General features: G+C 67.2%; 12 protein-coding genes. 8 read left to right on the top strand and 4 right to left on the bottom strand.

The window, feature by feature from the left end:
- Positions 1-10 precede the first annotated feature (10 nt).
- Together AAID08_RS05565 and AAID08_RS05560 are read left to right on the top strand one after the other, a co-directional pair.
- A complete protein-coding gene (locus AAID08_RS05565; protein ID WP_395757437.1) occupies positions 11-1,492 on the top strand; it encodes an amidohydrolase family protein in 1,482 nt (493 codons plus the stop codon).
- Between the two features lies 1 nt (position 1,493).
- Entirely contained in the window at positions 1,494-1,928 is a 435-nt protein-coding gene (locus AAID08_RS05560; protein WP_395757436.1) for a RidA family protein, read from the top strand.
- A gap of 502 nt (positions 1,929-2,430) precedes the next feature.
- On the opposite strand, the gene lolA is transcribed toward AAID08_RS05560, so the two are convergent.
- Entirely contained in the window at positions 2,431-3,066 is a 636-nt protein-coding gene (gene lolA / locus AAID08_RS05555) for an outer membrane lipoprotein chaperone LolA (protein WP_395757800.1), read from the bottom strand.
- Positions 3,066-5,444, bottom strand: coding sequence for a DNA translocase FtsK (locus tag AAID08_RS05550; RefSeq protein ID WP_116793613.1), 2,379 nt, complete (start codon positions 5,442-5,444; stop codon positions 3,066-3,068). The genes lolA and AAID08_RS05550 overlap by 1 nt, the downstream gene beginning before the upstream one ends.
- A gap of 42 nt (positions 5,445-5,486) precedes the next feature.
- Here AAID08_RS05550 and trxB point away from each other — a divergent pair, with 42 nt between their 5' ends.
- The 3 genes from trxB to AAID08_RS05535 are packed head-to-tail and all read left to right on the top strand — an operon-like array spanning position 5,487 to position 7,445.
- The gene (gene trxB, locus AAID08_RS05545) at positions 5,487-6,446 is read left to right on the top strand and encodes a thioredoxin-disulfide reductase (protein ID WP_054501713.1); all 960 of its coding nucleotides are present in this window, start codon (positions 5,487-5,489) and stop codon (positions 6,444-6,446) included.
- Positions 6,433-7,119, top strand: coding sequence for a Smr/MutS family protein (locus AAID08_RS05540; protein ID WP_064523405.1), 687 nt, complete (start codon positions 6,433-6,435; stop codon positions 7,117-7,119). Before trxB ends, AAID08_RS05540 begins: the two co-directional genes overlap by 14 nt.
- Positions 7,116-7,445: a multidrug efflux SMR transporter gene (locus AAID08_RS05535; protein ID WP_026382315.1), complete on the top strand. Its 330-nt coding sequence runs from the start codon at positions 7,116-7,118 to the stop codon at positions 7,443-7,445. Before AAID08_RS05540 ends, AAID08_RS05535 begins: the two co-directional genes overlap by 4 nt.
- A gap of 73 nt (positions 7,446-7,518) precedes the next feature.
- Here AAID08_RS05535 and AAID08_RS05530 read toward each other — a convergent pair whose 3' ends face one another.
- Positions 7,519-9,612: a sodium:solute symporter family protein gene (locus AAID08_RS05530; RefSeq protein ID WP_054501715.1), complete on the bottom strand. Its 2,094-nt coding sequence runs from the start codon at positions 9,610-9,612 to the stop codon at positions 7,519-7,521.
- Positions 9,612-9,887 (bottom strand): DUF4212 domain-containing protein, encoded by a 276-nt coding sequence (locus AAID08_RS05525; protein WP_054501716.1) that lies wholly within the window; start codon positions 9,885-9,887, stop codon positions 9,612-9,614. Before AAID08_RS05525 ends, AAID08_RS05530 begins: the two co-directional genes overlap by 1 nt.
- A 739-nt stretch (positions 9,888-10,626) precedes the next feature.
- Between AAID08_RS05525 and kdpF the strand changes: the two genes are divergently transcribed.
- From kdpF to kdpB, 3 genes are read left to right on the top strand one after another with little or no spacing between them, the layout of a single operon-like run.
- Positions 10,627-10,716 (top strand): K(+)-transporting ATPase subunit F, encoded by a 90-nt coding sequence (kdpF, locus tag AAID08_RS05520; RefSeq protein ID WP_035360036.1) that lies wholly within the window; start codon positions 10,627-10,629, stop codon positions 10,714-10,716.
- Positions 10,716-12,512, top strand: coding sequence for a potassium-transporting ATPase subunit KdpA (kdpA, locus tag AAID08_RS05515; protein ID WP_395757435.1), 1,797 nt, complete (start codon positions 10,716-10,718; stop codon positions 12,510-12,512). The genes kdpF and kdpA overlap by 1 nt, the downstream gene beginning before the upstream one ends.
- 22 nt (positions 12,513-12,534) lie before the next feature.
- Entirely contained in the window at positions 12,535-14,694 is a 2,160-nt protein-coding gene (gene kdpB / locus AAID08_RS05510) for a potassium-transporting ATPase subunit KdpB (RefSeq protein WP_116793610.1), read from the top strand.
- Positions 14,695-14,703: the final 9 nt, after the last annotated feature.

The raw sequence follows: 14,703 nt of genomic DNA, 5'->3' as shown, positions 1-14,703 counted from the left end.
GGAAACCAAGATGTACGACACCCTCATCGGCAATGTCCGCGTGCTCGACGGCTCGGGCGGCGCCGAATACACCGCCGACGTGGCGCTGGCCGGCGGCCGCATCGCGGCCATCGGCGACCTGTCCGGCCGGCCGGCGGCGCAGATCATCAACGGCGCCGGCCTGGCGCTCGCGCCCGGCTTCATCGACGTCCACACCCACGACGACACCAACGTCATCCGCACGCCCGGCATGCTGCCCAAGCTGTCCCAGGGCGTGACCACGGTGGTGGTGGGCAACTGCGGCATCAGCGCCTCGCCGGTCTCGCTGCGTGGCGAGCCGCCCGACCCGATGAATCTGCTGGGCCAGCGCGAAGACTTCGCCTACCCGACCTTCGCCGACTACACCCGCGCCATCGAGGCCGCGCAGCCCGCCGTGAACGTCGCCGCGCTGGTCGGCCACACGGCCCTGCGCAACAACCACATGGACCGTCTCGACCGCAGCGCCACGCGCAACGAAGTGATGGCCATGCGCGACCAGTTGCGCGAAGCCCTGGCGCACGGCGCCATCGGCCTGAGCACCGGCCTGGCCTACGGCTCGGCGATCGAGGCCGACACCGCCGAGGTCAAGCTGCTGGCCGAAGTCCTGGACGAATTCGGCGCGCTCTACACCACGCACCTGCGCTCGGAATTCGCCGCCATCCTGGAAGCCATGCAGGAAGCCTTCGACATCGCCCTGCACGCCCGCGTGCCGGTGGTGGTGTCGCACCTGAAATGCGCGGGCGCCGGCAACTGGGGCCGCACCAAGGAAGTGCTGTTCAAGCTGGAGAACGCCGGCCGCATGCAGCACGTGGGCTGCGACTGCTATCCCTACTCGGCCAGCTCGTCCACGCTCGACCTCAAGCAGGTCACCGACGAATTCGACATCGACATCACCTGGTCGGTGCCACACCCCGAACAGGCCCGCCGCAAACTGTCCGCCATCGCCACCGACTGGAACGTGACGCTGCTGGAAGCGGCGAAACGCCTGCAACCGGCCGGCGCCGTCTACCACAACATGCACGAGGACGACGTGCGCCGCGTGCTGTCGAACCGGCTCACCATGGTCGGCTCCGACGGCTTGCCCAACGACCCCATGCCGCACCCGCGCCTGTGGGGCGCCTTCCCGCGCGTGCTGGGCCACTACAGCCGCGACGTCGGCCTGTTCCCGCTGCCCGAAGCCGTTCACAAGATGACCGGCCTGTCCGCCGCCCGCTTCGGCCTGGCCGAACGCGGCCTGGTGCGCGAAGGCTTTCACGCCGACCTGGTGCTGTTCAACCCCGCCACCGTTATCGACCGCGCCACCTTCGCCGCCCCCGTCCAGACCGCCGCCGGCATCGAGGCCGTCTGGGTCAACGGCGTCCTGTCCTACCGCCACGGCCAACCCACAGGCGACCGCGCCGGCCGCTGGCTGCCCCGCAACGGCGACCTGCGCGCCAGCTTCGCCGCCTCAACCCCCGCCCTTCAGGAGCCCTGACATGAGCAGCACCACCCCCACCCCCGACAACAACGGCATCACCCGCTACGGCGTCGCCGGCGGCACCGGCCAAGGCGGCTCCCACATGCCCTTCGCCCGCGCCGTCGCCGCCGACGGCTGGCTCTACGTCTCGGGCCAGGTCCCGATGGAAAACGGCGAAGTCATCGAAGGCGGCACCGTCGCCCAGTCGCGCAAGGCCATCCAGCAGGTCCTCGCCATCCTCAAGGAAGCCGGCTACGGCCCCGAACACGTCGTGCGCTGCGGCGTCTGGCTCGACGACGCCCGCGACTTCCCCTCGTTCAACAAGGTCTTCAAGGAATACTTCGGCGACAATCCCCCCGCCCGCGCCTGCGTGCAGTCGCCGCTGATGGTGGATGCGAAAGTAGAAATTGATTGTGTGGCGTACAAACGCCCCCACGCCGCGCTCACTGCGTGAGCTAGCTGCCCCCCAAGGGGGCTGCCCGGCCTTCGGACGGCCGGGCGGCCGGGCGCCCCTCCTGGCCCAAGCCATCCGCTGCGCGCCTCAAGTACACCGCCCACACCGCGCCGCAAGCGCGCAGCGATCAACATCACGACGCAAGCCACCACGTATGCAAAAAACGGCCGCCCGCGCGGCCGTTTTTTGCGGGCAACGCAACCCTCTCCCATGCCCCCCGAGGTCCAGCAGCGCGTCATTTCTCGAAACTGGTAGCCCGGCGCGGGGCGCGCAGGCGGTGAGCGCGCCGTCGATGCGCCCGACGGAATCTGAAGGGAAGGCCGAAGGCCTGGACGAAGATGAGGACGGGGAAGTCCGGAGCGAACGCTCCGGACCGCAATCGTTGGCGCGCTCACCGCCTGCGCGCCCCGTGACGGGCGGCCTACGAAGCAACCACTGCACCAACCAAGAAAGAAATACTCAAGAACTCAAAGGCAAGTCAGCACAGACGCCGCAGGACTCCCTACATCTTGACGACATCCACGCCCTTAGGCGCCACAAACCGAAACTCCCCCTCCCCAAGCTTGGGATTAGGAACGATCCCGGAAAGATCCACCCGCGTCGTCTGCCCGAACGAATCCAGCAGCTCCACCCGCACCGGCAGATTGTCCTTCATCCCGATATCGACGCGCGAAAACCCCGCATCCGCCGTGCGCGGCTTCGCCCGCAGCCAATCGATGCCATCCTTGGACGGCAGCGCCGACACATCGAACGACTGCTCCAGCGATCCCGAACCGAACAGAATCGCCGCCGGCGACGTCCCGATGGCCGCATCCACCTTGCGCTCGGTCACCTGCGCCAGATCCGGATCGAACTGGAACACCTGCTTGCCGTCGGAAATCACCAACTGTTCATAGGGCTTCTGCACCGACCACTTGAACTTGCCCGGCCGCTGGAACGAGAACACGCCCGTCTGCGCCGGCTGCGTGCGCCCCTGCGTATTGACGGTGTATTGGGAAAACGCGCCCGTCGCCGCCGTCACCGACCCCACGAACGCGCGCAACTGTTCCTGCGCGCTGGCGGCCATCGCCGCGGCCGGCGTCAACGCCGGGACCAGGCAGAAGACCAGGCCGGCGGCCAGGCCACGAAACGTCTTCATCATGCTTCCTCTCGAGCGGCGGCGGGCACCAGGATCTCCCGGTTGCCATTGGACTGCATCGCCGACACGATACCCGATTGCTCCATCTGTTCCAGTAACCGCGCCGCACGGTTGTAACCAATGCGCAGATGGCGCTGCACCAGCGAGATCGAGGCGCGGCGATGCTTGAGCACCACCTCGCAGGCCTGGTCGTACATCGGGTCCGACTCGGCGTCGCCGCCGATGCCGGTGACGCTGCTGGCGCCTTCGCCGCCGTCACCGTCCAGCCCGCCTTCCAGCAGGCCCTCGACATAATTCGGCTCGCCCTGCGCCTTCAGGCTTTCGACCACGCGGTGCACTTCATCGTCGCTGACGAAGGCGCCGTGCACACGCACCGGCAGACCGGTGCCCGGCGGCATGTAGAGCATGTCGCCCTGGCCCAGCAGGGTCTCCGCGCCCATCTGGTCGAGAATGGTGCGCGAGTCGATCTTGGACGACACCTGGAACGCGATGCGGGTCGGAATGTTGGCCTTGATCAGCCCGGTGATGACATCCACGCTGGGACGCTGCGTCGCCAGGATCAGGTGGATGCCGGCCGCGCGCGCCTTCTGCGCCAGGCGGGCGATCAGTTCTTCGATCTTCTTGCCCACCACCATCATCAGGTCGGCCAGCTCGTCGATGACCACCACGATGGTGGGCAGCGGCGACAGCGGCTCGGGCTGGTCGGGCGTCAGCGAGAACGGATTCGGGATCGGCTCCTCGCGCTTGATCGCGTCGCGGATCTTGGTGTTGTAGCCGGCCAGGTTGCGCACGCCCATCTTGCTCATCAGGCGGTAGCGCTTCTCCATTTCGCCGACGCACCAGTTCAGCGCGTTGGCGGCATGGCGCATGTCCGTGACCACCGGCGCCAGCAGGTGCGGAATGCCTTCGTAGACGCTCATTTCGAGCATCTTCGGGTCGATCAGGATCAGGCGGGTGTGCGAGGCGTCGGCCTTGTACAGCAGCGACAGGATCATGGCGTTGATCCCGACCGACTTGCCCGACCCGGTGGTGCCCGCCACCAGCAGGTGCGGCATCTTGGCCAGGTCGGCCACCACCGGATTGCCGGCGATGTCCTTGCCCAGCGCCATGGTCACCACCGAATGGCTGGCGTGGTAGGTCTGCGAGCCCAGGATCTCGGACAGCTTGACCACCTGGCGACGCGGGTTGGGCAGTTCCAGGCCCATCAGGTTCTTGCCCGGAATGGTTTCCACCACCCGGATGCTGACCAGGCTGAGCGCGCGCGCCAGGTCCTTGGCCAGGTTGACGATCTGGCTGCCCTTGACGCCGGTGGCCGGCTCGATTTCGTAACGCGTGATGACCGGACCGGCCTGCGCCGCCACCACGGTGACGGACACGCCGAAGTCGGCCAGTTTCTTTTCGATCAGGCGCGAAGTGAACTCGATGGTCTCGGCCGACACGGTTTCCTGGTTGGCCAGCGGCGGATCCAGCAGGCTGATGGCCGGCAGGTCGCCCTCGCCGCCCGGCGGCGGCGCGAAGAACAGCGACTGCTGCTTTTCCTTCTCGACGCGCTCGGACTTGGGCACCACGGTGATCGCCGGCTCGATGCGCACCGGTTGTTCGTGCACCAGCTTTTCCTGCTTGGCCACCACCTGCTCGGTGCGCACGGCCTTGGCCACCTCGCCGACCTTGCGGTCTTCGCGCGCGGCGTAGGAATTGCGCACCCGACGCACCAGGCCTTCGATCCAGGTGCCGACGCGCTCGGCCACGGTCAGCCACGAGAACGAGAAAAACAGGCTCAGGCCGATCGCCAGCATCACCAAAAAGGCCAGGGTGCTGCCGGTAAAGCCGATGCTGCGGCCCATCAGGTCGGCCAGGGTGTGGCCGATGACGCCGCCGGCGCCGCTGGCGCTTTCCGAGGCGCCCGGCAGGTGGGTGCCGCGGCTGGCCAGGCGCAGGGCTTCCATGCCCAGCGAGCCGACCAGCAGCAGGAAGAAACCGATGCCCTCTTCCCAGTGGACCCGCGGCAACACCTCAGGCTGCTTACCATTGGTAACACGAAGATGGCTGGCAAGGCGGCGGTAACCCGCCCGCACGCGGTGCAGCAGCAGGATCACCCACCACCAGGCGGAGAAACCGAACAGGTACAGCAGGATGTCCGCCAGGTAGGCGCCCAGGGTCCCGCCCTTGTTGTGGATGACGCCGGCGGGGACGGAGTGCGACCAGCCCGGGTCGGCGGCGCTCCAGGTGGCCAGCACCAGGGTGAGCCAGGCCGCCAGGGCGGCGAAGAGGATCCAGCGGGCTTCGCGCAGCAACGCGGAGATACGCGTCTGCAGTGGCGAGGGCCCGTTGCGGGTGTTGCGCGAAGCGCGCGGAGAAGCAGTCGAGATACGCGGCATGCGGCTCATTATAATTGGGCGTTAACCTAAAGATACCCGCCCATGTCCACGCCTACGCACGCTAAAGTTTTGATACTCGGATCCGGCCCCGCCGGTTACACGGCGGCCGTCTATGCGGCACGCGCCAATCTGAGCCCCGTCCTTGTTACAGGTTTGGCCCAAGGCGGCCAACTGATGACCACCACGGACGTCGACAACTGGCCGGCCGACGCCGACGGCGTGCAGGGTCCGGACCTGATGCAGCGCTTCCAGAAGCACGCCGAGCGCTTCAACACCGAAATGCTGTTCGACCACATCGCCAAGGTCGACCTGTCCAAGCGGCCGTTCACCCTGACCGGCGACACCGGCAAGGTCTACACCTGCGACGCCCTGATCATCGCCACCGGCGCCTCGGCCAAGTACCTGGGCCTGCCGTCCGAAGAGGCCTTCATGGGCCGCGGCGTGTCCGGCTGCGCCACCTGCGACGGCTTCTTCTACCGCAACCAGGACGTGGTCGTGGTCGGCGGCGGCAACACCGCCGTCGAGGAAGCCCTGTACCTGTCCAACATCTGCCGCAAGGTCACCCTGATCCACCGCCGCGACAAGTTCCGCGCCGAACCGATCCTGGTCGACAAGCTGATGAGCAAGGTCGAAAACGGCAACATGGAACTGAAGCTGTTCCACACGCTGGAAGAAGTGCTGGGCGACGACAGTGGCGTCACCGGCGTGCGCGTGCGCCACGTCGACACCGGCGCCACCGAAGACCTGAAGGCCACCGGCGCCTTCATCGCCATCGGCCACCAGCCCAACACCGAGATCTTCCAGGGCCAGCTCGAAATGAAGGACGGCTACATCGTCACCAAGAGCGGCTTGTCCGGCATGGCCACCATGACCTCGGTGCCGGGCGTGTTCGCCGCCGGCGACGTGCAGGACCACGTCTATCGCCAGGCCATCACCAGCGCCGGCACGGGCTGCATGGCCGCCCTGGACGCACAACGGTGGCTGGAGAATGCGGGGCAATAAGGTCGGCGCGGCCGACCTGAAACGCCTCAAGAAAGACCTGCAGGCCGAGCAGGAGCGCGCCGCCCTCGCCCAGCGCGTGGCGGCGCTGAAGAAAACCGCGCCGGCGCCCGGCGCGGACGCCGATCCGGCCGACGACATGGCCGCGTTCCGGCGCAGCATGCAGACGGTCAAGCCGATCAAGCAGGTCGCGCGCGCCGAACACAAGCCGGTGCCGCAACCAGCCCCGGCCCTGCGCCGCGCCAACGCGCTGGGCGAAACCGCCACGCGCGCCGATGCCGGCGTCTCGGACGGCGGCGAAATCACGCACCTGCTGTCCGAAGGCGGCACCGCCTTCGTGCGCGGCGACGCCGCGCCCGACACCGCGCGCAACCTGCGCCGCGGCCAGTGGCGCGCCGGCGCCGAACTCGACCTGCACGGCCTGCGCGTGGAACAGGCGCGCCACGCCATGCTGTCGTTCCTGGACGAATGCCAGGAACACGGCATCCGCTGCGTGCGCATCGTGCACGGCAAGGGCTATGGCTCGCAGGGCCTGGAACCGGTGCTGAAAGACAAGGCCCGCACCTGGCTGGTGCAGAAGAACGAGGTGCTGGCGTTTTCCGAGGCGCCCGAGCGCGAAGGCGGCGCCGGCGCCCTGCTGGTGCTGCTGCGCCAATCCGAGGGGCCGCGCAAATGAAGTGGCTCTACCTGGGCATCGCCATCGTCGCCGAGATCTTCGCCACCAGCGCCCTGAAAAGCTCCGAAGGTTTTTCACGGCTGGTGCCGTCGGTGGTGACGGTGTTCGGCTACATGATCTCGTTCTATTTCCTGTCGCTGACGTTGCGCGAAGTGCCGGTCGGCATCGCCTACGCCATCTGGTCGGGCGTGGGCATCGTGCTCATCTCCCTGATCGGCGCGCTATTCTTCAAGCAGCACCTGGACACCCCGGCGCTGGTCGGCATCGGCCTGATCATCGCCGGCGTGGTGGTCATGAACGTCTTCTCGAAGTCCGTGTCGCACTGAGCCGTTCCGGACGCGAGCCCGGATCCGGCCCGCGCCGGGCGTATATCCGGGCCACCCGGCGCCTGCCTCCGTTTCAGACCGTGCCGTTCTCCGTTGGCGGCTTCGGCGCGCCCGGATGACGCAGATAATCCACCAGCGCCAGCGTGGCGCGATCCGGCGGCGGCGTCAGCAGCGACACCACGACGATCGTCAGGAACGCCACCGGCGCGCCGAACACGCCCGCCGCGATCGGCTGGATGCCCCACCACAGGTCCACCGGCTGGGTCCGCGAAATCCCCAGCACCCACTCGCGCAGCCACGGATGCGTGTGCGTCATGTAGGCGAAGGTCACCAGCAGGCCCGCCGCCATGCCGAGCGTGGCGCCCCATTTGTTGGCGCGGCGCCAGAACACGCCCATCACCAGCGCCGGGAAAAACGACGAGGCCGCGAACGAGAACGCCGCCGACACCATGAAAAGGATGTCGGCCGGCTTGCGCGCCGCCACCCAGGCCGCGCCGAACGCCACCACCAGCAGCAGGATCTTGGACACCATCACCCGCCGCGCCGCCGACATGCGCGGCGATACCATCCGGTACCACATGTCGTGCGACAGCGAATTGGACAACGTCAGCAGCAGGCCATCGGCGGTGGACAGCGCGGCCGCCAGTCCGCCCGCCGCCACCAGCCCGGAAATCACATAGGGCAGCCCGCCGATCTCGGGCATGGCCAGCACCACCACGTCGGCGCCGATACTGATCTCGCTCAACTGCACCACGCCGTCCCGATTGATATCGGTGACATCCAGCAGGTTGCTGTCGACCGCGCTCCAGGCATGCACCCAGTTCGGCAGGCTGAGGAAATTCGACCCCACCACCTGCGTATAGACCTCGTATTTGACCAGCAGCGCCAGCGCCGGCGCCATGAAATAGAGCAGCAGGATGAACAGCAGCGACCAGCACACCGAACGGCGCGCCTCGATCACCGACGAAGTCGTGTATGACCGCATCAGGATGTGCGGCATGCCCGCGGTGCCCAGCATCAGGCACAGCACCAGCGCCAGGAAATTGATGCGCATGTTGCGCCGCTCTTGCGGGTCTTCGGAAGGAAATGGCTCGGCGTGCGGGGTCAGTGGCGCGGCACGCGCCTCGAAGGAGGCCTTGGCCTGAGACCAGGCGATCCTGGCCTCCTCGACATTGGGCGGAAAGGCCGCCAGCTCGCGCTCGACAGAGCGGATCTCGACCATCGGCGCATCACCGGCATTGAGCTGGGCCAGGCGGCTGCGCAGCTTGTCCTTCTCGAGCGCCCAGGACTCGGGCAGGTCGCGCACCCGCTGCGCCATTTCGTCGGCGCGCTCCTGCCACAGGCGGCGCACCTCGATCTCGGCCGGATCGTTCTGCAGATAGACCTCTTTCTCGGTCACTTGCTGCAGCACCGCCCCAGCCGACAATTGCGGCACGGGCATGTCGGTATGCTTGATCGACAGCCACACCACCGGCACCAGGTAGGCGATGACCAGGATGATGTACTGGCCTACCTGGGTCCAGGTAACGGCGCGCATGCCGCCCAGGAACGAACAGACCAGCATGCCTCCCAGCGCCACGAAGATGCCCAGCTCGAACGAAATGCCGGTCATGCGCGTCGTGATGATGCCTACGCCATAGATCTGCGCCACCAGGTAGGTGAACGAACAGAGGATGGCGCAGGCCACGCCAGCCAGCCGCGGCAGGTTGCCGCCGTAGCGCGCGCCCATGAAATCGGGAATGGTGTATTGCCCGAAGCGGCGCAGGTACGGCGCCAGCAGCATCGCCACCAGCACGTAGCCGCCGGTCCAGCCCATGATGTAGGCCAGCCCGCCGTAGCCCGTCAGGTAAAGCGTGCCCGCGACGCCGATGAAGGAGGCCACCGACATCCAGTCGGCGGCGGTGGCCATGCCGTTGTAGAAGGCCGGCACCCGCCGGCCAGCCACGTAGTATTCGACCTGGTCCGAGGTGCGGCAGACGATGCCGATGCCCGCGTACAGGCTGACCGTGACCAGCAGGAACACATAGCCGATCCAGTTGCGCGGCAGGCCCAGGATCTCGGCCAGCGCCATCAGCAGAATCATCAGCGCGAAGCCAGCCGTATACAGCACGTAGATGCGGCGCAGCCGGATGCTGAATTGCTGCGGGGTGTCTCCGCCGAACGGCATCAGGCGTCCCCCTTGCCCTCTTCCGAGCGTTGGTCGGCGCGGTTCATGATCCGCGCGTAGATGCCGATGAGGATGAGATAGGCCAGCGGCGCGCCGTAGGCCGCCATCCAGAACGAAAACGGCCAGCCGATGAAGTCGAACGACAGGCCGCGGGCGAAATAGGACGGGACAAAGGTCAGCGCCGCCCAAACGGCCAGCAACAGCACGATCAGCCGCACGTTGCGGCGCCAGTAGCGCGTGGGGACGGGTTTGGAGGAAGCGCGGGATTCCGGCATAGCTGGCGTGAGCGAAACCTGGGGAATAACGCGAAACGCGGCGCTGGAAAAAACCCTGGCGTGCGGAATACGGGCTTTTTATGCGACAACGGCCGGCACTGCCTGGTGCCAGCCGTTGTGCGTTTTGCTTTTCTTGAGTACTGCTACTTTTTTATGTACCGGTGCCGCCGGTAATTGCCCATGCAGGGCTTTGTCTCCTCACCTGCATGGGAAGAGATTCTGCACCAGATGCGGGAATGCCACACTAGGGGAATGCCCTAATTCGGCGCATTCATTTACATATTCCATGCACCACAGTAGTGCATTTTAAGGCTCGTGTTCTAAATATTGGGATTTATTCGGCCCCAACCCGCATTCCAGAGGCTGCCGGCGGGACCCATTTTGAGCCAGCCTCAACTACCGCCGACCCCGCTGCCCGCTTCCGGGCACCCGCGCCGCGCCATGACGGCGCATCCACGAACCGGAGGATGACAGCGCGTCTTTACGTTCCGTTTACACCCCCCCGCCAAAGCTATACCCCGTTTTTACCCCCTGCTCCGTAACCTGCCGATGTCCTGATTGGTCACTTCGCCCGCGCGGTCCGCATCCCCTTTTGCCGCCCGGGCCCGTCGTTCGAAGGGAGCGCCGCTCCCGGGAGGAAAAACGTGGATGCCATCTATATCGCGATCTTCGCCGTCATGGCCGGGCTGACCTACGCCCTGGTCTCGTTCTGCGAAGCCTTGTCCTCGGGAGAGCAACCATGAGCTGGCTCTACTGGCTGAGCGGCATCACGTCCGCGCTGCTGTTCGTGTACCTGCTGGTCGCGCTGTTCAAACCGGAGAAGTTCTGATGACTGCCGAATTCATCGGACTGCTGGTCGTGTACCTGGCGGTCCTGCTCGCGATCGCGCCCTTTCTCGGGCGCTATATCCGCGTCGCCATGGAAAACGGGCAATCCCGGCTGACCGCCTGGGGCCGCCCGCTGGAACGTGGCATCTACCGGCTGGCGGGCATCGACCCGCAAGCCGAAATGGGCTGGAAGCGCTACGCGCTGGCCGTGCTCGCCTTCAACATCCTGGGCATCGTGGCGGTCTACGCGCTGCAGCGCCTGCAGGGCTTGCTGCCGCTGAACCCGGCCGGCATGGGCGCCGTCTCGCCCGATTCCTCGCTCAACACCGCCATCAGCTTCGTGGCCAACACCAACTGGCAAGGCTATGGCGGCGAATCGACGATGAGCTACCTGACGCAGATGCTGGCGCTGACGGTGCAGAACTTTGTCTCGGCCGCCACCGGCATTGCGGTGCTGTTCGCGCTTATCCGCGGGCTGGCTCGCCATTGCTCGGCCACGGTGGGCAACTTCTGGGCCGACATGGTGCGCAGCACGCTGTACGTGCTGCTGCCGCTGTCGCTGGTGCTGGCGCTTGCGCTGGTAAGCCAGGGCGTGATCCAGAACTTCAGCCCCTATCAGGACGTGCAGACGGTCGAAGCCCTGCACTATGACCAACCGCGCGTGGACGCCCACGGGCAGCCGGTGCTCGATGCCAAGGGCCAGCCCGTGACCGACCCCGCGGTCACCCAGACGCAGACGCTGGCCATGGGCCCGGTCGCCTCGCAGGAAGCGATCAAGATGCTGGGCACCAACGGCGGCGGCTTCTTCAACGCCAACTCCGCGCATCCCTTTGAAAACCCGACGGCCCTGTCGAACTTCCTGGAGATGCTGGCGATTCTGGTGATCCCGGCGGCGCTGTGCTTCAGCTTCGGCGAAATGGTCGGCAACCGGCGCCAGGGCGTCGCCATTCTGGCGGCCATGACCGTGCTGTTCGTCGTATTCGCGCTGACCACGGCTTACTACGAACAACAGCCCAATCCGATGACCGCGCAAACAGGCGTCGACAGCGCCATGAGCGCGCTCTCGCCGGGCGGCAACATGGAAGGCAAGGAGACCCGCTTCGGCATCGCCGCCACCTCGCTGTTCGCCACCATCACCACGGCGGCCTCCTGCGGCGCGGTCAACGGCATGCACGATTCGCTCAGCGCCATGGGCGGACTGTCGCCAATGCTGCTGATGCAGCTGGGCGAAGTGGTCTACGGCGGGGTCGGCTCCGGCCTCTACGGCATGCTGGCGTTCGCCATCCTCGGCGTCTTCATCGCCGGGCTGATGATCGGCCGCACCCCCGAGTACCTGGGCAAGAAGATCGAGGCCTACGACATGAAGATGGTCTCTATCGTCATCCTGGCGACGCCGCTGCTGGTGCTCGGCGGCACCGCGCTGGCGGTGTCGGTGACGGCCGGCCAGGCCGGCGTGCTCAACCCCGGCATCCACGGCTTCTCCGAGATCCTGTACGGACTGTCCTCGGCCGCCAACAACAACGGCAGCGCCTTCGCCGGCCTGTCCGCCAACACGCCCTTCTACAACGTGCTGCTGGGCATCGCCATGTGGTTCGGCCGCTTCGCCATCATCGTCGCGGTGCTGGCGATGGCTGGCTCGCTGGCGGCCAAGCGCCGCCTGCCCGCCGGGCCCGGCAGCATGCCGACCACCGGCCCCCTCTTCGTGGTGCTGCTGATCGGCGCGGTGCTGCTGGTGGGCGCCCTGACTTATGTGCCCGCGCTGGCCCTGGGCCCGGTCGCGGAACACCTGCAACCCTGAATGCAACAGGCTAGGAAAGAAAATGGCCAAGATTGATATGCCAACCCAAGGCGCCGGCGGCGGCGCCGCCCGCGCGCCGTCGGCCGCGCCGCTCGAACGCAAGTTCGGCATGTGGTCGGGGGCGCTGGTCGGCCCCGCGCTGCTGGACAGCCTGCGCAAGCTCTCGCCCGCCGCGCAGCTCAAGAACCCCGTGATGTTCGTGGTCTACGTGGGCAGCATCCTGACCACCATCCTGTGGATCATGGCGCTGCGCGGCCAGGCCGAGGCGCCCGCGGGCTTCATCCTCGCGATCTCGGTGTGGCTCTGGTTCACGGTGCTGTTCGCCAACTTCGCCGAAGCGCTGGCCGAGGGCCGCGGCAAGCAGCAGGCCGCGACCCTGCGCGGTCTGCGCACCACCATCGACGCGCGCTTGCTCAAGGGTTTCCGCGACGAGGATGCCGCCCGCGCCGAGCCGGCGCTGTGGCGCAACCAGGCCGTCAAGCAGGCCTCCGGGCTGCTGCGCCGCAATGACGTGGTGCTGGTGGAAGCCGGCGAAACCATCCCGGGCGACGGCCAGGTCATCGCCGGCGTCGCGTCGGTCGATGAAAGCGCCATCACCGGCGAATCGGCGCCGGTCATCCGCGAATCGGGCGGCGACTTCTCGTCCGTCACCGGCGGCACCCGGGTGCTGTCCGACTGGATCTTCGTGCGCATCGCCGCCGACCCGGGCGAGAGCTTCCTGGACCGCATGATCGCCATGGTCGAAGGCGCCAAGCGCCAGAAGACGCCCAACGAGCTGGCGTTGACCATCCTGCTGGTCGGCCTGACGGTGGTGTTCCTGCTGGTGGTCGCGACGCTGATGCCGTTCTCGATCTACTCGGTCACGGCCGCCGGCGGCGGCACCACCGTCACCGTCACGGTGCTGGTGGCGCTGCTGGTGTGCCTGATCCCCACCACCATCGGCGGGCTGCTGTCGGCCATCGGCGTGGCGGGCATGAGCCGCATGATGGGCGCCAACGTCATCGCCACCTCGGGCCGCGCCGTGGAAGCCGCCGGCGATGTCGACGTGCTGCTGCTGGACAAGACCGGCACCATCACCTTCGGCAACCGCCAGGCCTCGACCTTCCTGCCCGCACCCGGCGTATCGCCGCGCGAACTGGCGGACGCGGCGCGCCTGGCCTCGCTGGCCGACGAAACGCCGGAAGGCCGCAGCATCGTGGCGCTGGCCGACAAGGCCATTCACGCCCCCGCCGTGCGCGCCTCGGACGCCGAATACGTGCCCTTCACCGCCCAGACCCGCATGAGCGGCGTCAACCTGAACGACCGCATGATCCGCAAGGGCGCCATCGACGCGGTGCGCGCCTGGCTGGCCGAGCAGGACGCGACGGTTCCCGAACAGGTGCTGCGCCTGGCCGAGGACGTGGCGCGCCGCGGCAGCACGCCGCTGCTGGTCAGCGACGGCAACCGCGCGCTGGGCGTGGTCGAGCTCAAGGACATCGTCAAGCCCGACATCCAGTCGCGCTTCGCCGAGCTGCGCCGCATGGGCATCAAGACGGTGATGATCACCGGCGACAACAAGCTCACCGCCGCCTCCATCGCCGCCGAAGCGGGCGTCGACGACTTCCTCGCGGAAGCCACGCCGGAAGCCAAGCTCAAGCTGATCCGCGCCTACCAGGGCGAAGGCCGCCTGGTGGCGATGACCGGCGACGGCACCAACGACGCGCCGGCGCTGGCGCAGGCCGACGTCGCGGTGGCGATGAACTCGGGCACCCAGGCCGCCAAGGAAGCGGGCAACATGGTGGACCTGGACTCCAATCCCACCAAGCTCATCGAGATCGTCGAGATCGGCAAGCAGATGCTGATGACGCGCGGCGCGCTCACCACCTTCAGCATCGCCAACGACGTGGCCAAGTACTTCGCCATCATCCCGGCGGCGTTCGCCACGGTGTACCCGCAGTTGAACGTGCTGAACATCATGGGCCTGGCCACGCCGGCCTCGGCCATCCTGTCGGCCGTGATCTTCAATGCGCTCATCATCATCGTGCTGATCCCGCTGGCGCTCAAGGGCGTGCGCTACCGTCCGCTGGGCGCCTCGGTCCTGCTGCGCCGCAATCTGCTGATCTACGGACTGGGCGGCCTGCTGGTGCCGTTCGCCGGCATCAAGCTGGTCGACATGGTGCTGGCCGCCCTGGGCTGGGTCTGACCCGCGCTC

It is taken from the genome of Achromobacter sp. EB05, assembly GCF_044232075.1.
Classification (GTDB): domain Bacteria; phylum Pseudomonadota; class Gammaproteobacteria; order Burkholderiales; family Burkholderiaceae_B; genus Achromobacter; species Achromobacter dolens.
Note: the sequence above shows the minus strand (reverse complement) of the source record. Positions and strands in the feature narration are given on the sequence as shown.

Coding starts and splice junctions, on each gene's coding strand:
- AAID08_RS05550 (WP_116793613.1), bottom strand. CDS start 5,444: ATGCCGCGTATCTCGACTGCTTCTCCGCGCGCTTCGCGCAACACCCGC.
- AAID08_RS05525 (WP_054501716.1), bottom strand. CDS start 9,887: ATGCCGGAATCCCGCGCTTCCTCCAAACCCGTCCCCACGCGCTACTGG.
- AAID08_RS05565 (WP_395757437.1), top strand. CDS start 11: ATGTACGACACCCTCATCGGCAATGTCCGCGTGCTCGACGGCTCGGGC.
- AAID08_RS05535 (WP_026382315.1), top strand. CDS start 7,116: ATGAAGTGGCTCTACCTGGGCATCGCCATCGTCGCCGAGATCTTCGCC.
- AAID08_RS05530 (WP_054501715.1), bottom strand. CDS start 9,612: ATGCCGTTCGGCGGAGACACCCCGCAGCAATTCAGCATCCGGCTGCGC.
- kdpA (WP_395757435.1), top strand. CDS start 10,716: ATGACTGCCGAATTCATCGGACTGCTGGTCGTGTACCTGGCGGTCCTG.
- kdpF (WP_035360036.1), top strand. CDS start 10,627: ATGAGCTGGCTCTACTGGCTGAGCGGCATCACGTCCGCGCTGCTGTTC.
- AAID08_RS05560 (WP_395757436.1), top strand. CDS start 1,494: ATGAGCAGCACCACCCCCACCCCCGACAACAACGGCATCACCCGCTAC.
- lolA (WP_395757800.1), bottom strand. CDS start 3,066: ATGAAGACGTTTCGTGGCCTGGCCGCCGGCCTGGTCTTCTGCCTGGTC.
- trxB (WP_054501713.1), top strand. CDS start 5,487: ATGTCCACGCCTACGCACGCTAAAGTTTTGATACTCGGATCCGGCCCC.
- AAID08_RS05540 (WP_064523405.1), top strand. CDS start 6,433: ATGCGGGGCAATAAGGTCGGCGCGGCCGACCTGAAACGCCTCAAGAAA.
- kdpB (WP_116793610.1), top strand. CDS start 12,535: ATGGCCAAGATTGATATGCCAACCCAAGGCGCCGGCGGCGGCGCCGCC.